This is a genomic window from Amycolatopsis sp. lyj-84, from assembly GCF_046549075.1.
Taxonomy (GTDB): domain Bacteria; phylum Actinomycetota; class Actinomycetes; order Mycobacteriales; family Pseudonocardiaceae; genus Amycolatopsis.
Window position 1 is genome coordinate 98,571 of sequence record NZ_JAJPWO010000009.1, and the last position, 17,882, is coordinate 116,452.

The 17,882-nt window shown below is 69.5% G+C and carries 15 protein-coding genes; 5 read left to right on the top strand and 10 right to left on the bottom strand.

The window, feature by feature from the left end; genetic code table 11:
* The first annotated feature begins 24 nt into the window (after positions 1–24).
* A complete protein-coding gene (locus ACLJRM_RS26450; RefSeq protein ID WP_410664567.1) occupies positions 25–1,059 on the top strand; it encodes a helix-turn-helix domain-containing protein in 1,035 nt (344 codons plus the stop codon).
* Here ACLJRM_RS26450 and ACLJRM_RS26455 read toward each other — a convergent pair.
* The 6 genes from ACLJRM_RS26455 to ACLJRM_RS26480 all read right to left on the bottom strand — a co-directional run bounded on the left by ACLJRM_RS26455 (position 1,022) and on the right by ACLJRM_RS26480 (position 9,014).
* Complete coding sequence (locus ACLJRM_RS26455; RefSeq protein ID WP_410664568.1) at positions 1,022–5,056, bottom strand: S8 family peptidase; 4,035 nt, start codon at positions 5,054–5,056, stop codon at positions 1,022–1,024. The genes ACLJRM_RS26450 and ACLJRM_RS26455 overlap by 38 nt on opposite strands.
* A gap of 197 nt (positions 5,057–5,253) precedes the next feature.
* Positions 5,254–5,883 (bottom strand): lamin tail domain-containing protein, encoded by a 630-nt coding sequence (locus ACLJRM_RS26460; protein ID WP_233224176.1) that lies wholly within the window; start codon positions 5,881–5,883, stop codon positions 5,254–5,256.
* Positions 5,884–6,015: 132 nt separating this feature from the next.
* Positions 6,016–6,324, bottom strand: coding sequence for a helix-turn-helix domain-containing protein (locus ACLJRM_RS26465; RefSeq protein WP_410598323.1), 309 nt, complete (start codon positions 6,322–6,324; stop codon positions 6,016–6,018).
* Positions 6,325–6,380: 56 nt separating this feature from the next.
* Entirely contained in the window at positions 6,381–6,881 is a 501-nt protein-coding gene (locus ACLJRM_RS26470) for a lamin tail domain-containing protein (RefSeq protein ID WP_410664569.1), read from the bottom strand.
* 100 nt (positions 6,882–6,981) lie between these two features.
* A complete protein-coding gene (locus ACLJRM_RS26475; protein ID WP_410598321.1) occupies positions 6,982–7,686 on the bottom strand; it encodes a response regulator transcription factor in 705 nt (234 codons plus the stop codon).
* A 371-nt stretch (positions 7,687–8,057) separates the two neighbouring features.
* Entirely contained in the window at positions 8,058–9,014 is a 957-nt protein-coding gene (locus ACLJRM_RS26480; RefSeq protein ID WP_101607157.1) for a ketopantoate reductase family protein, read from the bottom strand.
* Between the two features lie 91 nt (positions 9,015–9,105).
* Here ACLJRM_RS26480 and ACLJRM_RS26485 point away from each other — a divergent pair, with 91 nt between their 5' ends.
* Positions 9,106–9,684 (top strand): TetR/AcrR family transcriptional regulator, encoded by a 579-nt coding sequence (locus tag ACLJRM_RS26485; RefSeq protein WP_101607155.1) that lies wholly within the window; start codon positions 9,106–9,108, stop codon positions 9,682–9,684.
* A gap of 186 nt (positions 9,685–9,870) precedes the next feature.
* Positions 9,871–10,857, top strand: a complete 987-nt coding sequence (locus ACLJRM_RS26490) for an ABC transporter substrate-binding protein (protein ID WP_410664570.1) — start codon at positions 9,871–9,873, stop codon at positions 10,855–10,857.
* Positions 10,858–10,861: 4 nt separating this feature from the next.
* Here ACLJRM_RS26490 and ACLJRM_RS26495 read toward each other — a convergent pair whose 3' ends face one another.
* Both ACLJRM_RS26495 and ACLJRM_RS26500 read right to left on the bottom strand, forming a co-directional pair.
* Positions 10,862–11,902, bottom strand: coding sequence for a FecCD family ABC transporter permease (locus ACLJRM_RS26495; protein ID WP_233224177.1), 1,041 nt, complete (start codon positions 11,900–11,902; stop codon positions 10,862–10,864).
* Positions 11,899–12,918, bottom strand: coding sequence for a FecCD family ABC transporter permease (locus ACLJRM_RS26500; RefSeq protein ID WP_101607151.1), 1,020 nt, complete (start codon positions 12,916–12,918; stop codon positions 11,899–11,901). Before ACLJRM_RS26500 ends, ACLJRM_RS26495 begins: the two co-directional genes overlap by 4 nt.
* 100 nt (positions 12,919–13,018) lie before the next feature.
* Between ACLJRM_RS26500 and ACLJRM_RS26505 the strand changes: the two genes are divergently transcribed.
* Positions 13,019–14,047, top strand: a complete 1,029-nt coding sequence (locus ACLJRM_RS26505) for a methyltransferase (RefSeq protein ID WP_146044418.1) — start codon at positions 13,019–13,021, stop codon at positions 14,045–14,047.
* A 15-nt stretch (positions 14,048–14,062) separates the two neighbouring features.
* Here the strand turns inward: ACLJRM_RS26505 and ACLJRM_RS26510 are convergent, their stop codons facing one another.
* Both ACLJRM_RS26510 and ACLJRM_RS26515 read right to left on the bottom strand, forming a co-directional pair.
* Entirely contained in the window at positions 14,063–15,580 is a 1,518-nt protein-coding gene (locus ACLJRM_RS26510; RefSeq protein ID WP_101607149.1) for a nucleobase:cation symporter-2 family protein, read from the bottom strand.
* 348 nt (positions 15,581–15,928) lie between these two features.
* Positions 15,929–17,266 (bottom strand): MFS transporter, encoded by a 1,338-nt coding sequence (locus ACLJRM_RS26515; protein ID WP_410664733.1) that lies wholly within the window; start codon positions 17,264–17,266, stop codon positions 15,929–15,931.
* Positions 17,267–17,363: 97 nt separating this feature from the next.
* Here ACLJRM_RS26515 and ACLJRM_RS26520 point away from each other — a divergent pair, with 97 nt between their 5' ends.
* A complete protein-coding gene (locus ACLJRM_RS26520) occupies positions 17,364–17,849 on the top strand; it encodes a MarR family winged helix-turn-helix transcriptional regulator (protein WP_101613125.1) in 486 nt (161 codons plus the stop codon).
* The last annotated feature ends 33 nt before the right edge of the window (positions 17,850–17,882 follow it).

Consider the following 17,882-nt stretch of genomic DNA (forward strand, 5'->3'; position numbering starts at 1 on the left):
ACCGCGCCTGCGGCGGGAGAGCAAGTGCTGGACATCATCGGCCTGAGTGAAATCGACGTCGACGTCTACGATGCTTTCGCCGGCACCGGTTCGATGACCGTCGCCGAAATCCGGCAACGAACCGGAGTACCTCACCAGCGACTGCTTCGGGTTCTGCGCCTGCTGACCGGAAAAGGGTTGCTCACCAAGCTTCCCGGCCCGGCGGAGGCATATTCGGCGGTGCGGCCGGAGATCGCGCTGGAGGCGATGCTCCGGCAGAAGGAGCAGGAACTCGCGAGTGCGCGGCTGGTCGCCGACAGGCTGCGCGAGCGGTACCGGGCGACGTCCGGTCAACGCCCGGTCGATCTCATCGAGGTGATCCACGGGAACGCCCTCATCGCCGACCGGACCGATCAACTGCTGCGCTCGGCCGAGCAGGAGGTCGCCTTCGTCGACAAACCGCCTTACGCGCGGACGCCGAGTGTGCTGCATCCCGCCGAACGTGATCTCCTCGGCCGGGGTGTGCGGTTTCGCGGGGTCTACGAGCGCAGCGCGCTGGAACTGCACGACCTGTCATCCGACCTCGAGGCGGGCCTCGCCCTCGGTGAGGAGGCCCGTGTGGTCACCTCCGCCCCGCTGAAGATGATCGTGATCGACCAGCGGATCGGCCTGGTGCCGCTGCGTTCCGATCTCCCCGAAGTCGACACGGCACTGGTGATCCATCCGTGCGCCCTGCTCGACGCGCTCAGCGCCGTCTTCACCTTCCTTTGGCAGAAAGGACTTCCGCTGTACCTGCCCGGCTCGGCCGAGCAGGCGGACGTCGCGCCTTCCGACGACGCCCGCCTGCTCGCCTTGCTCACCACCGGGCTGCCCGACCGGAGCATCGCCAAACAGCTCGGCATGAGCTACCGGACCTTCCAGCGACGCCTCCGCGACCTCATGACCGCGCTCGGCGCGACCACCCGGTTCCAGGCCGGGCTTCAGGTCGCCACCCGGGGTTGGGTCACCCTGCCCGTGACCCGGCCCCCGCGTGAGGAGGGCGTCACCGAAGGCGCGGATTCACCTTCGCCACGTCCGTGAGCGCGTAGGCCCGTTGGACCGTCTGCGTCACGGTGTTTCCGGAGGCGTCCCGTGCGTCCGCACGCAGCCAGACGGCCCCGTCGGTCGCCGCGAGTTGCGGGTGCGTCACCGTCACCGACCACAGCCCGGTCCCGTTCGGCCGGGCGGCCGCCGCCGTCCAGGTCCGCCCGCCGTCCGTCGACGACGAGACCCGCAGCTGCGTCACCGGCCCGCCGCCCCGTGCACCACTGTGCGACCCGGCGAACACCTCGAAGGTGAACGGGCGCCCCGCCGGTGCCCGGCCGCCGAGGTCCAGCGGCAGCCGGTGGTCCAGCTGGATGAGCGGCTGGAAGGAACACGCGCTGCCCGATTCGTAGCAGTTGAACCCGAGCGGTGACGCGGCGGTGGATCGTGCCGAAGCGAACGTCCACGACGTGTCGGTCCGCGGCGCGTTCTGGAACAGCACTCCGCTCGGGGCACCGACCTGTGCCTGGCCGGGCATCACGTCGGTCACGTCCAGCCGGTACGTGGCGGGAACGGGCGCGAGCCGGAACACCGGGACGAGCGCGAGCGGATCGTCCACATTGGAGCGTGGGATCTCGGTCCCGTCCCGGTACAACCGCACCGTGGTCGTCGCGAAGTACCGCGCGTTCTCGTACGGATTCGTGTAGTGCCCGCCCGGGCCGGCACCGGACGAGCCGTCCATCCACTGCACCGCGGGGACGAACAGGTCGGGGTCCGTGCCGCCGCGGCACAGCGAGCACAGCGCCGCCCAGCCGGTGGCCGTCGCCGGATAGCGAGCCGGATGGTCGGACGGCAGTTCGACCGACCCGCTGTGCATCGGTGCGCGGAACCAGTACTCGTCCGGCCTCGACCGCTCACCCGCGCGGTAGATGTTCTGCGCGTTCATGCTCAGCGCCGCACGACGGCCCGCGATGTCGGTGCCGGACAGGGTGACCACCCGTTTCCAGACCAGCCGATCGTTCGCCGGGCCGGTGTACTCGGTCCACGTGCCCGGCACCGGGATCTTGGTGCCCTGCACCGCCTGCGTCTTCCACAGGCCGGTCGGGAAGGCGTACCAGTTCTTCTGCCCGGTCAGCCCCGGCTTTTCGGCCTGGTAGCCGGTCCTCGTGGCGACCAGCGACTTCGGGTCGACACGCCGGACGAGATCCTTCGGCACCCCGTTGGCGTCGAGGTAGCTGAGGTTGTACATCGCGTCCGGGGCCGCGCGCACCAGCAACCGCACCGAGACCGCACCCGCGGCACGCAGCGCCTCTCCTTCATCCCAGCCGAGGGACAGGGTCGGCACCACCGCACTGCTGAGCCCCGGAACACTCAGCGAACCCGGTGAACCGGCGTACGGGATCGTCGCCGCCCCGCCCGCGGCGGCCACCGCGCGTGCCGCGTTCGCGATGCCGGTGGAGACGCCGCCCACCGGGTCCGGCGACCCGGGTTGGACCGGGATCCGCACCAGGACCGCCTTTCCGCGGACGTCCAGACCGGCGAGATCACTTCCGACACCCGCGCCGCCGAACACGACCGGCAGCGTGCGTTCACCGGGCGACTTCGCCGTCAACGTCGGCACGTCGTAAGCGGGATTCAACGCGAGCGAGCCACCGATGGCCCGCATCTCGACCGCGGTCTGGGACAGCGTCGCGCTGTCCTGCAGCGAAATCGCGCCTGCCGAGGTGGCCGCCGCGGGGGTCACGCGCACGTCCCAGCCCGAGCCCGCGGTCAGCCCGGCTTCGCCGACGAAGCCGTTCACTCCCGCTCCGCCGGGGATCACGCGCCGCAGCATCACCGTGCGGTCCCGCAGGTCGGTGGGGGTGGGCGTGACCAGCCCCACCGGGACGGCGCTCGCCGCGTTCAGCGTGATCTCGGCCGGGGCCGTGACCGAGACCTGGGTCGCGCTCATCGCCGACCAGCGACGCACCGCCAGCCCGCGCTCCATCACCCAGCCGAGTGCCGAATAGCGACCGGCGGGCACGAGCACCCGGCCGACCCCGTCGACCAGGCCGATCTGCTGGCTGACCTGGTCGAGGAACGGGTCGTTGCGGTTACCCGCACCGGCCGCGTCGTCGATCAGCTGGGCCGACGCGACCTGGGCCGGACCACCCGCCGAGTCCCGGACGCGGATCGTCACCGGGAACAACTCGGCCGCGTTGTAGGTGCTCACGGCCGTCCGGACGGAGTTCGTCCCGTCCGCGGTCGTGGCCACCACGGCGCCACCGTAGACGCCCGCCACCCCTTCACGCGGGTCCACGGCGAGGTCGACGGTGGTGCTGGACTTCGGCGGGATCGACAGGTCCGTCTTCGCCAGCCGCATCCCGGTGACCGGCTTGGCGCCGCCGTCCCAGGGCTGCACGGTCAGCTTCAGGTTCAGTGCCAGCGGCCGGTCCCCGGTGTTGGTGTAGGACAGCTGCCGTACGACCTGCGCCGCGCTGTTCGCCGCCCGCTCGTTACGGCCGAAGCTCGCGACCGCGGTACCGGTCGCCTTCTGCGAGACGGCCCGCGCGACGTCGAGGAGCCCGGCTCCCTGCTCGTACCACCGGAGGCCGACGTCCTTGGCCGTGGTGACGAGCGTGTTCTTCAGTTCCCGCCAGGTGATCCCAGGCTGCTGCTGCAGCAGGATCGCCGCGGCGCCCGCGACGTGCGGTGTCGCCATCGAAGTGCCCGACGCCGCGGTGTAGGAGTCGTCCACCGGCTCGCCCATCGCCGTGTCCCCGGCCCGGGCGGCGACGATCCCGACGCCTGGCGCGGTGATCTCCGGCTTGACCGCGGCGTCCCGCAGGCGCGGGCCGCGGCTGCTGAACCACGCGATCGCGTTGTCCCTGCCGACCGCCCCGACCGTGAGCGCGGAGGTCGCCGCCCCCGGCGTCGTGACCGTCCGGTCGCCCGGCCCGGAGTTCCCGGCCGCGACCACGAACAGCGCGCCCGACTTCGCCGAAAGCGTGTCGATCTGTTCGCTCAACGGGTCGGCTCCATCGCTGACTCCGGCGCCGAGGCTGAGGTTCACGATCTTCGCGCCCTGCGCGACGGCCCAGTCGATCCCGGCCATGACCTGTGCGGTGTCACCCTCGCCGGAGGCGTCGAAAACCTTGGCCACCACCAGTTTCGCGTCCGGTGCGACGCCCTTGTACCGGCCGCCCGAGGCCGCGCCGGTGCCGGCGACGATCGACGCGCAGTGGGTGCCGTGGCCATTGCGGTCCACGACGTCGCCTTCTCCGCTGAAGTCCGCCGAAGCGATCGTCTTGCCCGCCAGATCGGGATGTTTCTCGTCGATCCCGGTGTCCACCACCGCGACCGTGGTCCCCTTCCCGGTCAACCCGCCGCTCCACGCCGACGGCGCACCGACCTGGGCCGTGCTCCTGTCCAGCGCCACCCGGACCTTCCTGTCCAGCCGGACCTGCGAGATCCCTTGGTTCAGCACCGGTTTCCCGCCTGGGTCGAACGCGACGAGCGAACGCCAGAACTCGGCCGTCCCCGCCTTCTTGACCTGCACTCCCACCCCGTTGGCCGTGACGAGCGGAGTGGGCCGCCGGGTTTGCGGGAGCGCCTTCGCCTTCGCGTCCAAGGACCGCGCGGACAGACCCGATCGGTCGGCGTAACGCACGATGACCGGGATCGTGGCGCTCGCCGCGTCGTCACGCCGGTCTCCGACGAGCGCGGTGACGTTGAACAGTTCCCGGCCGAGCAGTCCCTTGCCGACGAACGGAAGCGCGTCCGACGGATACACCATCAGGCCTTCGGGCGTGGTCGTGATCTGGAACGCCGGGCTCGGCCGGTCCGGCCGTACCGCCGGTTCGACTTGAGCGGTGCCGTGCCCGCTGCCGTCTCGTTCGTAGGTCACCACGTCGCCGGTGAGCAACGTGACGCGATGGACGTCCGGCCGCCCGGCGGCGGGCGCGGGTCCGGACAGGGCAGCGGTCGCGGCGGTCGCGGTCACCGGTAGCGGGAAAAGGGCGACCAGTACGGAGGCCGCCAGAATCGCCGACGGGTGCCGTGGGCGTCTCGTCAAGTGACTCTCCTCGGATAGTGAGAAGCGGCCGTGGTCACGGCCGCCGCGAAGATGGAGTTTCCCGAGGATGAGGCAGGACTTCCTGGATGAAAATAACTCTCGGTGGCGGTATGTCGCCGTTGGCGAGATACCGCCATGGAAGAGCCCGGACCGCCGACGGCGGCCCGGGCCCGGTCTAGCGGGTCGGTTCTCCGGTCCTACAGACCCGGGGAACGCAGCTGCAGGGAGAAGTCCTGCCGGTTGTTGTCGGTGTCGGTGCTCAGGATGTTGCGGGTGTTCGCCGCGTCGAGCTGATCGGTGATGGTGCTCTCCGGAGTCGCCGCCTGGCCTTCACGCGGGGTCATCACCGAGTTGCTGAAGGCGACACCGTCGATCTTCGCGCCGGCCAGGTTCTGCACCGAGAGGCCACCGAGGGTCGGGATGCCCTCGACGCTGGTCAGCGTGAACGGGATGACGTACGTCTGGTCGGCGATGGTGCCGGAGAAGTTCTGCCCGATCAGCACCGCGAACTGGCCGGCGTTGCCCTTCGGCTGCAGGATCGTGCCCGCGGGCAGGACGATCGTGTCGACCACGACGTTCGACGGCGAGTAGATGCGGACGACGTGGCCGCTCACGTCCTGCTGCTGGCTCGAGACGTTGCGCAGCTCGACGTACTCGTCGAGCAGACCGTTCACGCCGCGGGTCGAAACCTCGTTGATGACCACGGAAGACGAGACCAGCGGCGCGGCCTCGGTTTCGTGGCCTTCACCCGCCGCATTCGCGACACCGCCCGCCGTCCCCATCGCCAGCATCGCCAGTACCGCCGAAACGCCCAGAATTCGTCGCACGAGAAATTCCTTTCAGCTTGATTACCGGGGTTTTGTTCGCCGGACCGGAATCCTTTCGACCGGTGGCGACCAGATAAGTATCCGAGAACCGGGACGCCGCCGGGAAGTGGCCAGTTTCGCGGTACTTTCCCATCAGTCGATAAAGGTCCATCGCTCCCCGGGCGCGTCTTTCCGCCGCCGTCTTCTCGCGACCGCGGCGGCGACCTCGAGCTCCCGGCAAGACGTGTCCAGCACATCGCCGAGCCACTGCCGCCAGTACGGACCGGGAATACGTTTTCCCCTTTCCCAGCGGGAAATCTCCACTCGGGTGACGCTGTCGTTACCGGAGTGGGTATGCAACTTCGCGACCAGGTCACCCTGGGACCAGCCTCTCGCGATTCGCTGTTCGGTGAGCAGTTCGGACAGCGGGGTCACGTCCCCGCCTTCGCCGTTCGCGGCCACGACCGCACCTTTCTGGTACAGGCACACGGATTCCAAAACGGACTGACAACCGGCTCTCAGCCGAGCGGTGGCACACAGCCGAAGTCGGCCTTGTTGTTGTCGGTGTCGCGGCTGACGGCGTCCCTTGCCTGGGCGAGGCCGGGACAGCCGGCGGCGGCCTGGTTCTCGCGGCAGGGTGACGACGGCGCCCATCCGACGCTGTCGACCCGGGTTCCGCGCCGGTCCACCAGCATCTCGCCGTCCCCGACGATCGCCTCGACGACGAGGTGCTGCACGGTCCCGCCGAAGCCCTGTCCGGTGATGAGGAAGTGGTCACCGGCGGGGATCTCGCTCCCGGCGGGCAGGGTGGCCAGTTCGAGGGGCACGGCTCCGCCCGTGCACGCCTGAACGGCCCAGCCACCGATGTCGAGGGTGGTGGCGCCGGTGTTGCGCAGGTCGATGTAGCCCGCCGGGCCGCCGAGCACCTCATGGATCTTGACCGACGAAGACCGGACCACGTCCGGAGCGGGGATTCCGGCGAGTGCGAGGATCAGGAACAGAAAACCTGACTTCGTCATGACTGCAACGCTAGGAAAACGATCTCGGCGGCACAGGATACGGCGGGTACCGAACCTGGTCCGGTCTCGGTACTTCCGGTACGCCGCCCACCCGACCGGCCTAGGGCGTGTACCCGGCCAGCCGGTCCGCGGCGAACGGCTCGCCCTCGTGCGAGGTCGTTTCCAGCCGGGGTAACGGGTTTCCGCCCGGCCGGAACCGCAGTGCCCGGAACAGGTCACGCCTGCTGCCGAAGCCCAGCTTCTGCAGGATCCGGCTGACGTAGTTCTTCACCGTCTGCGTCGCGAGGTGCAGTTCTTCGGCGATCTCGTCGTTGGACCACCGGTAGAGGATCAGCGCGAGGATCTCCTCCTCCCGCCTGGTCATCGCACTCGCGTACCGCACGGCTTCGCCGACCACCGGCGGGGATCCGCCCGCCTGCAGGCACACCCGCTGCCCGGCGAGCGTGGAGCGCACCGCAGACATCACCTGCCCGCCGTTGGCCGACTTGTGCACGAAGCTGTCCGCGCCCGCGTTCAGCGCCGTGGCGATGGCCGAGGGCGAGGCGTCACCGGCGAAGACCAGGACGGTCACGCGCTCGAAATGTTCCTTGACGAACCGGCAGATCGCGGTCCCGGCGGGCTCACCCCAGATCGACAGTTCGGTGATGACCATGTCCGGATGACGTTTTTCGCACTGCCACAACGCTTCCGGCTCGCTCGCGGCCTCGGCCACCGCCCCCACCCCCGCCGAATCCCGCAACAGCCTGCTGAGCGCGTATCTGATGAGGGGCTGATCGTCTACTACGAGCGTGGTGACGCGGTTCATGGTTCCCCTTGGGGTGCTTGACGGTTGCCCAGGACGACCCGGGCCGTGCGGTCGGTCCGGGCCGGGCGGCGCCCGCATTCGCCGAGAACAGCTTCGCTCGCTCGGGCGATCCGTCAAACCGACCGCCGCGGCGACGTCGGTACTCATTTTCCGCCGAATCCTCTTTCGTCGCGGTCCGGCATGGATCTTCCCGCTTCTCCTCCCGGGTGAGGACCCGCAATCGGGTGACAAGGAAGAAAAGTCGCGTACGAGGTGGCCGGATTTGGGCCGGACGGCGGAACAGGGATACGGTCAAGGTTCCTTGAGGGATTGGTTCTCGTCGTTGAAAAATCCGGCGTGCGCGGAAAGTCGTGTTATCGGACCCGCTCCCGTTAATACGCGCGTTCACCGAAGTGCGGTTCCGCCGCTTCCAGCCGCGGTACCGAGATGCCCAACCGTCGTGCTTCGGCCAGGGTGTCCCGGCAGACCTCACGAGGCTCCTCGGCGTCGGGGTCGGAGTGCGCCGTGAGACTCACGCGCGCCGCCGCGACATGAGCAGTCAGCCAGGCGAGAGCGGAGGCCGTCAGCCAGGTGGGCGCCCGGAACGGCAGCAAACCGACCCGGTGACGTCGCAGGTCGATGCCGCGCGCCTCGAGGAGCGGCAGCAACTCGCGGCCGGTCAGCAACCCCGCGCGCAGGTCGCCCGCCGACCCGGCCAGCTCGGACAGGGAACCTCGCCGCAAGCCCTGCGAGAGCAGGCCGGCATCCGACACGAAATGGACCCACAGCCAGCCGCGGAAGTCGGGCCGCTCCTTGATCCGGAGCCCGGCCTCGCGGAACGCCTGGCGCACGGTGCGCTCCCGGTCGGTCGGGGGCCTGCCGAAGGTCCCGAAGACGACCGACGGCAGCAGCAGCCCACGGAGCACGCCGTCCGCGTCGAAACCGCCACCGGCCTGGGGAAAGCCCCAGGCGATCCGGTCGAGGGGAAGTGGGGCGATCGCGTCCTGCGGCTCGGTCCAGATGTTGCCGAACACCAGCACCGTCGCCTTGCCGATGCGCGGCGCCAGGAAGGCCGACGCCTCCGCCAGGCGGTGGTGCGGCAGGCTGACCACGATCAGGTCGAAGTCGTGGTCCGGCTCCAGCGTCTCGTGGTAGCGCACCGGCCACTTCTCGGCGACGCGCCGCCCCCATACCCGGCGCCGCGTATCGAACAGGTCGAGGTCGATCGCGTCCCCGTACACCGAGGCACGGCCCGGCCGGACGTAGAACTCGACCTCGTGCCCGGCCCGTTCCAGAGCCCAGCCGTAAACGGTGGCGATCACGCCTCGCCCGAACATCAGGATCTTCACGCTGCACCTCGTGGAGTACGATCGATTTGGAGGTAATCTCCACTTATCGAAAATATGGAGGTCATCTCCATTTGTCAACGCGAGGTAGCGCATGACCGCCCCCAAGCCGCTGCGAGCCGACGCCCGGCGCAAGCGCGAGGCCCTGCTCGCCAAGGCCAGAGAGATCTTCCAGGCCGGATGCTTCTTCGATCTGCGCTTCGATGACTTCGCTTGCCTGGCAGGCGTGGGCACGGGCACGCTTTACCGCCACTTCCCCACCAGGGAGGCCCTGGCCGAGGCGGTCTACCACGGGGAAGTCGCCGCCCTGTGCGACCGCGCCCGCCTGCTCCAGGACACGCTGCCCGCGGCGGAGGCGTTGGCGACCTTCCTCCGCGACATGGTCGACCACATAGCCGCCCACGAGGGCCTGGCCCGGACACTGGCCACGCTCATGGCCGATCGCTCGGGTGCCCTCGCCGAGGGCAGCCGGGCACTGGAGCAGGCCGTCACCGACCTGGTGGCCGCCGCCGTGCGGGACGGCGCCATCCGCGACGACGTGGTTCCCGGCACGATCATGATGGCGCTGCACGGCATCGGCGCGGCTCATGACCGCCCCGATTGGCGGGCCGAGGCCGACGGTGTCATCACCCTCGTCCTGGACGGACTGCGGCCCCCGACCGCCCGCGACTGAAGGATCGGTCGGCCGCGGACGCGCTCTCGTGGACCTGGACTGTCCACACGGGACACTTCTGGACAGCTCGATGGTCGATTGATGCCCCCATGCGGCCCGGATCCCGAACGACGCCGACCGGGGACGAGAAGCGGTAGCCTCGGAGTCACCGCTCGTTCACTCGTCGTGCTCACCGAGGGGGAACCGATGAATCACAAGCCCGCGCCGGTCGGACGGCGCGCTTTCCTCGCGGGCGCGGCCGCTCTCGGACTCGGCGCGTGTGGCCCCGGCACGCAGGGCGGCGGAGGCGAGAGCGGGGCCACCAAGCCGGTGCGCCATCCGTACGGCGAGACCCAGGTGCCGATCAGCCCGCGGCGGGTGATCACCCTCGATCCGGGACAGGCCATGCAGGTCGCTGTCGAGCACGGTGTCCCGCTCGTGGCGTCGGCGACGCTGGAGACCGATCAGCCGGTGCCCGGCTACCTGCCGCCGCCGAAGCAACCGTTCGAGCATCTCGGTTTCGGCCAGGTGGACGTCGAGCGGCTGGCGGGCTTCGGCCCCGACCTGATCGTCGGGCACACCACGATCCTGCGGGACAAGTATCCGGCGGTGTCCGGGCTGGCCGCCACGGTGGCTTACGCCAACACCGCGAACAAGGTCGAATGGCACGAGGCCTCGCTCACCGTCGCCGACATCTTCGGCGTCCGGCAGGCACAGCAACAACGGCTGGACGCCTACCGCGCGCGAGCGGGCGAATTCCGCACACGGCACGCGCGGCTGCTGGGCGGCCGGAAGATCGTGTTGCTGCGCTTCACCACCGAGGAACTGCGCATCATCACCGATTCGGTGATCTTCCCGTCCAGGATCCTCACCGACGCGGGCGTCACCCGCTCACCGTCCAGCGCACCCGGAAAGCCCACCGACACCTACACTTCCCTGTCGCCCGAACAGGTCGGCAGGCTCGCCGACGCCGACGCGATCATCCACTTCAGCGGCGGTGGCGCCAGCGAGGGCGGCCAGGTTTCGAGCACCTTCGCCAAGTACACCGAAGGAGACCTGTGGCGGAGACTGCCGGCCGTGCGGAACGGCAAGGTCTTCGAGGTCTCCAGGATCTCTTGGTGGGACGGCGGTTCGACGTCGGCGGCGAACGCGGTTCTCGACGACCTCGACCGCACCGTCGGCAAGCTCGCCTGAAGGCTCAGCGCAGCGATCCGCCGCGCCACCGGCGGCCCATCAGCACGGCCAGATAGCAGCCGCCGAGCGCACCGGTCGCCACCCCGACCGGGAGCTCGCTCACCGGGAACACCTTTTGGCCCACCAGGTCCGCGCCGATCAGCAGGACGGATCCGACCAGACCGGCGCCGAGCAGGCTGGGACCGGGCGTGCGCAGCAGGCGCCGGGCGACATGCGGCGCGGCCAAGGCCACGAACGCCACCGGTCCCGCAGCCGCCGTCGCCGCGCCCGCCAGCCCGACGGCGATCGCGAACAGCGCCAGCCGGGTCGGCCCCACCGGTACGCCGAGCCCGATACTCGTTTCGTCGCCCAGTTCCAGCAGGCCGAGGCGGCGGGCGAACAGAGTCGCCGCCGGAACAAGCACGGCCACGGCGACGGTCACGATGGTCACGTGGTCCCACGTGCGGTTGAGCAACGAGCCGGTCAGCCACACCCCGGCGCGGAAGGCGTCGTCCAGTTCGGCGGTGATGAGCAGATACCGGTTCAGTGCGGAGAGCAGTGCGGCGATCCCGATGCCCACCAGCACCAGCCGGAGACCGGAAACCCCGGCACGGCGAGAAATCAGGTACACCACCGCCGCGGTCGCCAGTGCGCCGGCGAGCGAACTGAACGCGACCGCGAGGGCGTTCCCGCCGAGCAGCACGATCTGCAGGAGTGCACCGGTCGCCGCGCCACCGGAGAATCCCAGCACGTCCGGACTGGCGAGCGCGTTGCGCGCCAGGCTCTGCACGATCGCGCCGCTCACCCCGAGTGCCGCGCCCACCAGCAGCCCGGTGAGCACCCGCGGCAGGCGGACGGTCCAGAACACGTAGTCCGCGCCGGGTGGTCCCGGACGGCCCGCGAGCAGGCCCAGTACGTCCGGAACCGGGATGGGGAACTTGCCCACGGTGAGCGCGTAGCCGGTCAGGACGGCCAGCGCGACGGCGAGCGCGATGGTCACCGCGACCTCTCTCGGCCGGACCCGCAGGGACAGACCGGCCAGCCGAACCACCCGCACCCTGCTCACGCGGACCTTCCCCGCCGCACCAGCCACACGAAGAAAGGGGCCCCGATGACGGCCGTCATGATCGACACCCGGAGTTCGCCCGAGGGGAGGACGACCCGGCCGAGCACGTCCGCCAGCAGCACGAGTGCGCCACCGAACACCCCCGCGTACGGCAGCAGCCAGCGCTGATCCGGACCGGTCACCCTGACGGCCAGATGCGGTACGGCCAGCCCGACGAACGCGATCGGCCCGGCCGCCGCCGTGGCGATCCCGGACAACAACAGCACCGCGAGCCCGACCAGCACGCGCGTGCGCGCCACCCGCACCCCCAGCGCTCCGCCGAGTTCGTCGCCGAGGGCCAGCGCGTTCAGCCGGTGGCCGAGGGAAAGCGTCAGCATCACCCCGGCGGACAGGAAAGGCAGGAGCTGGACGACGACCGACATCCCCGGTCTGGCGACGTCGCCGACGATCCAGAACCGGTACTCGTCGAACGCCTTCGGGTTCAGGAAAACGAGTCCCTCGGCGCAGGCCACGAGCGCGGCACCCACGGCGGTGCCCGCCAGCGCCAGCCGGACGGGAGCGCCCGCCGTCGGGCCGCGGCCGGCGACGGCGTACACCAGCACCGTGCTCAGCGCCGCGCCCAGCAACGCGAACCAGACGTAGCCGCGGAAAGTCCCGATCCCGAATCCGACCAGTGCGACCAGCACACCCAGCGCAGCACCCGCGTTGATCCCGAGCACCCCGGGGTCGGCGATCGGATTCCGGGTCAGCGACTGCATCAGCGCCCCGGCGAGGCCGAGCGCGACCCCGACGCAGATTCCCAGCACCGTGCGCGGCATCCGCAGGTCGTGCACGATCACCGCGGCGTCGCTGCGGTCGTCGGCGAACAGCACCCGCAGCACCGGTCCGATCCCCACCGGTTCCGATCCCACGAGCAGGCTCAGCACCCCGGCCCCGGCCAGCAAGCCGAGCGCCAGTACCAAACCGGTCGCGCACCGCACGTGGGCAGCGGCGGCCGTCCCGGTCGATACCGCCACCTGGCAACCCCGTTCGTCGTCGCGCAGAACCCGTTCGCGGCCACCTCGCCGCTCGGAATTTAGGTTAGGCTCGCCTTATTCTAACGGCACTGGAGGACAGATGACGGAAGCACTGCCGCCCGGCTCGCACCTGCGACGGCTCGCCTTCGGGTTCATGACCACGTATACCGTCCGCGCGGCGCTCCAGCTGAAACTCGTCGACGCCTTCGACGACGCGCCGCGCACCGGTGCGGAAGTCGCGGCGGCGCTCGGTCTTCCCGCGGAAACGGTCACCCGGCTGTTGCGCGCGTTGACCGTGCTGGGGCTGTTCACCGAGCCGGAGACGGGCCGTTTCGCGGTGACCGGGGAAGGGCGCCTGCTGGGACAAGCGCATCCGGGGGCGCAGTCCGCTCTGGTCGAGATGTTCACGGACCCGGTGATGACCCGCGGCTGGGAAGGGATGGCGGAGAGCGTCCGCACCGGGCGGCCCGCTTTCGACGACGTCTTCGGCAAGCCGTTCTTCGCGCACCTGGCGGAGGATCCCGCCAAGTCGGCGCTGTTCAACGCCTCGATGAGCGAAGGTTCGCGTGCGGTGGCCCGGATTCTCCCGCAGGCCTTCGACTTCGGCCGGTTCGCGAGCGTGACCGACGTGGGCGGCGGGGACGGCACGCTGCTGACGGAGATCCTGCGAGCCCACCCCTCGGTGCGTGGTGCGGTGTTCGACTCCGCCGAAGGTGGCGCCGCGGCCACCGGACGGTTCGAAGCGGCCGGTCTGGCTGACCGGACGTCGGTCCTGACCGGGGATTTCTTCGCCGAGGTGCCCGACGGCAGCGACGTGTACCTGCTCAAGAGCATCATCCACGACTGGGACGACGACCGGTGCGCGACGATCCTGCGGCACTGCCGCGCGGTCATGCCGCCCGACGGCCGGCTGCTGCTGGTGGAACCGGTGCTGCCCGAGGTCGTCCGACCGGGCACACCGCCGGGGCTGTACTTGAGCGATCTGAACATGCTGGTGAACGTGGGCGGCCGCGAACGGACGCGGACGGATTTCGAGAACCTGTGCCGCCGGGCGAACCTCGAGGCAACGGACACCCGTCCACTGGGAGACACCGGGTTTTGGCTCATCGAGGCGATTCCGGCGCCTTGAGCGCGACGTGCCGCCTCAGTGCGTTTCCGGTTCGGCGCCGATCCGGTACTGCACCGGGCGGCCGTCCGCACCCCGCACCGGGACCGGTTTGCCGTCGGCGTCCACGATCTTGCCGTCGACGATCCTGTCGCCGTCCTCCAACTGCGAGAAGGCTTTGAGGTCTGAGTAGTCGATCACGCGGGTCGCCGTCGCGAACACCGACGGGTCGGTGCCCGCCTTGCCCGGTTTCAGATGGTTGAACACCAGGTTCAGCACGACGGCCATCAGCGCGGCGGAACTGATGCCCGAATGGAAGATCGTGCCGACCCATGTCGGGAAGTGGTGGTAGAAGTCCGGCGCGGCGATCGGGATCATGCCGAAACCGATGGAGGCCGCGACGATGACCAGATTCAGGTTGCCGTTGTAGTCCACTTTGGACAGCGTCTTGATCCCGGACGCCGCGACCGTGCCGAACAGCACGAGACCGGCGCCGCCGAGGACCGGGTACGGGATCGCCGCGACCACCCGGCCGAGTACCGGGAGCATCCCGAGCACCAGCAGGACCACTCCCCCGGCGGTCACCACGAACCTGCTCTTGACCCCGGTGATCGCGACGAGGCCGACGTTCTGCGCGAACGCGCTCTGGGTGAACCCGTTGAAGATCGGCGCGATCGCCGAGGACGCCATGTCGGCGCGCAGGCCGTCGCCGATCCGGCGCTTGCTGACCCGCGTCCCGACGATCTCCCCCACCGCGAGGATGTCGGCCGTGGTCTCGGTGAGGGTCACCAGCACGACGATGAACATCGACAAGATCGCGGCGACGTCGAAGGTCGGCACCCCGAAAGCGAACGGCGTCGGTACCGCGAAGATCGGGCCGTCCCCGACGTGGGAGAAGTCGGCCTTGCCGAGCACGGCGGCCAGCACGGTGCCCACCACGATCGCCAGGAGGATCGAAAGCCGGGAGATCGCCGGGACGGCGACCTTGCTGAGCGCCAGCACGAACATCAGGGTCAGGGCGGCCAGGCCGATGTTGGAGACCGAGCCGAAGTCCGCGGCCTTGGTGTTGTTCCCCATCGCCCACTGCGCCGCGACCGGCATCAGGCTGAGCCCGATCACCGTGATCACCGTCCCGGTGACGACCGGCGGGAAGTACTTCACCAGCCGCGAGAACACCGGCGTGATGAGCAGGCCGAGCAGCGTGGACGCGATCACCGCCCCGAACACCGCGGGGAGCCCGCCGTCGGCCACGATCGCCGTCATCGTCGCCACGCCGGCGAAGGAAGTGCCCTGGACCAGCGGCAGCCGGGAGCCGAAGAAGGGCACGCCGAACGACTGCAGGATCGTCGCCAGCCCGCCGATGAACAGGCAGGACGCGACGAGCAGCCCGATTTCGGCGGGCGAAACGCCCGCGACACCGCCGATGATCAAGGGCGGCGCGATGATCCCGCCGTACATCGTCAGAACGTGCTGGATGCCGTACGTGAAGCTCTTGCCGATCCCCAGCCGTTCGTCCTCGGGCCTGACGCCCTCTTCGGCCTGCGTCCTCTTCACCATGGATCCGCCTCTCGGCACCAGCGAGCGATTCCGGGAAATTTCAGTCTGCGGAGGTTAGCTTCCACATAGCAGAACTTGCAAGACCCGAAGTCGGCGTCGGTCGTGGAGTGAAGTGCCGGCCGTGTGATCAGAGACGGATTACGCCTTCGCTCACCGTGGGTTCAGCCACAACGCCACCATGAAGGCCGCACCAGCCTCCCGGGACGTCGCGAAAGCCACCTTCATCCCGTCACCGGCCCCGCCGCGAACACGCCATGTTTGCCCTGTCACCCAATAACCCCCTTTGACTTACCCCGCAATACCTACCCGGTATCGACCACGCCCTTCGTGATCAAGTGCCGAGGATCTTCACTTCTTCTCCTTGAGATCGGCCGCCTTCACGCCGACGAGAAGGACGATCACCGCGATCAGCACCATCCCGCTGCTGATCTGCAACCCGAGGCCGAGACTCCCTGTCGCCGACTGGATGAACCCGAGCAGGGAAGGCGACGCGGCGGCCGCGAAGGAGCCCATCGAGGTCACGACGGCGATACCGGTCGCGGCCGCGCGGTCCGAAAGATAGATCGACGGGATCGAGTAGAACACCGTCAGACCCGAGTAGTGCGCCGCCGCGAGGACGGCGAGCAGCACCACGACCGCGAAGACATTGCCGTGGAAAAGGGAGATCGCGAACATCGCGAGCGCCGCGACGATCCAGGCCGTGGCGGCGTGCCAGCGCCGCTCGAGGGTGCGGTCGGAATGCCGTCCCACGATCAGCATGGCGACGATCCCGGCCAGCGGCGGCACGGCGGAGAACAGGCCGAGGTCCAGCACGTCGCCCACGCCGGCGTCGGCGATGATCCTGGGCGCCCAGAAGGAAACCGCGTTCGCGAGGGTGTACGCGCCGCACGCGCACAGCCCGAGGATCCAGACCTTGGGGTCGCTCAGCGCGGCGCGGAGCCCGGCATGGGTCCGCGTGCCGCCCGCGCCTCCCTTGAGCAGCTGATCGGCGTCGAGGTCGGCGCGGACCGCGGCCTTCTGCGCCGGAGTGAGCCAGCGGACCTGTTCGGGCTCGTCGGCGAGCCAGAACAGCACGGCGAGGGCGAGCAGGATCGGCGGGATGCCCTCGACGAGGAACAGCCATTGCCAGTCCGCCAGCCCCGCGACACCGCCGAGGCTGTGCATGATGCCGCCGGAGATCACCGAACCCACGATCCCGGAAACCGGCACCCCGATGAAGAAGATCGCGGTCATGCGGGTCCGGCGCGCCGACGGGAACCAACGGGACAGATAGAACAGCGCCCCGGGGAAGAATCCCGCTTCGGCGACGCCGAGCAGGAACCTCGCCACGTAGAACGTGTACTCGTCCTGGACGAACATCGTCGCCACGGTCACGACGCCCCAGGAGGCCATGATGCGCACCAGGGACTTGCGCGCCCCGATCCGTGCCATCAGCGCGTTGCTCGGCACCTCGAAGAGGATGAACCCGACGAAGAACACCGTCACGCCGAGGCCGTAGACCGCGGGGCCGAAACCGAGATCGCGTTTGAGGCCTTCCTGCGCGATCCCGATGTTCGTCCGGTCGATGAAGCTGACGATGTAGCAGATCACGAGCAAGGGCATGATCCGCAGCGCGATCGCCCGATAGGTGGCAGGACGGTCGACCGGCACGGCGGACTGTTCGGTGGCTGGACTGGGATCGGCCACGGTCTTCGACTCCCTTGTCGGCGGCGGGGACGACGCGAGCATGCGCGCAAGTGTTGATGCTGTCAACACTCGGTGCCCGATGGGTAGGATGCCCGGCATGACCGAACGTCCGGACGGACACGAGCTCGTCCCGATCTCCCAGCTGCTGTCCTACCGACTCTCCCGCACGTCGGCCGCCTTGTCGCGCTCAGCAGCGTTGCGCTACCGCCGGGAGTTCGACGTGAGCCTCGGCGAATGGCGGGCGATCGCCCTCATCGCCGCGGACCCGACGCTCACGCTCAACCGGCTGGCCCGGCGGGCAGGCCTGGACAAAGCGCAGATGAGCAGGGTGGTGGCGAAGCTGGTCGAGCGCGGCTTGGTGAACCGCACGGCCGCTTCCGGCCGCACTTCCCGCCTGGCGCTGACCGAGGACGGGCTCACCGTGTACCGGGGTCTCATCGTCGCGGCGAACGAGCGCGACGCCGCCTTCCTCGGCATCCTGACCTCCACCGAAACCGAGATCCTCGAACGCGCCCTGGACAAGCTCGCCGACGCCGCGCTCGTCATCGAACAGGAGGAGCGCGAGCGTGACACGAAACCCTAAGTGTTGACATTATCAACTCGCGGCGGGTAGTTC

Excerpts from the sequence above, each read along its gene's own strand:
- ACLJRM_RS26490 (WP_410664570.1), top strand. The coding sequence starts at position 9,871 with ATGAATCACAAGCCCGCGCCGGTCGGACGGCGCGCTTTCCTCGCGGGC.
- ACLJRM_RS26510 (WP_101607149.1), bottom strand. The coding sequence starts at position 15,580 with ATGGTGAAGAGGACGCAGGCCGAAGAGGGCGTCAGGCCCGAGGACGAA.
- ACLJRM_RS26475 (WP_410598321.1), bottom strand. The coding sequence starts at position 7,686 with ATGAACCGCGTCACCACGCTCGTAGTAGACGATCAGCCCCTCATCAGA.
- ACLJRM_RS26470 (WP_410664569.1), bottom strand. The coding sequence starts at position 6,881 with ATGACGAAGTCAGGTTTTCTGTTCCTGATCCTCGCACTCGCCGGAATC.
- ACLJRM_RS26505 (WP_146044418.1), top strand. The coding sequence starts at position 13,019 with ATGACGGAAGCACTGCCGCCCGGCTCGCACCTGCGACGGCTCGCCTTC.
- ACLJRM_RS26520 (WP_101613125.1), top strand. The coding sequence starts at position 17,364 with ATGACCGAACGTCCGGACGGACACGAGCTCGTCCCGATCTCCCAGCTG.
- ACLJRM_RS26485 (WP_101607155.1), top strand. The coding sequence starts at position 9,106 with ATGACCGCCCCCAAGCCGCTGCGAGCCGACGCCCGGCGCAAGCGCGAG.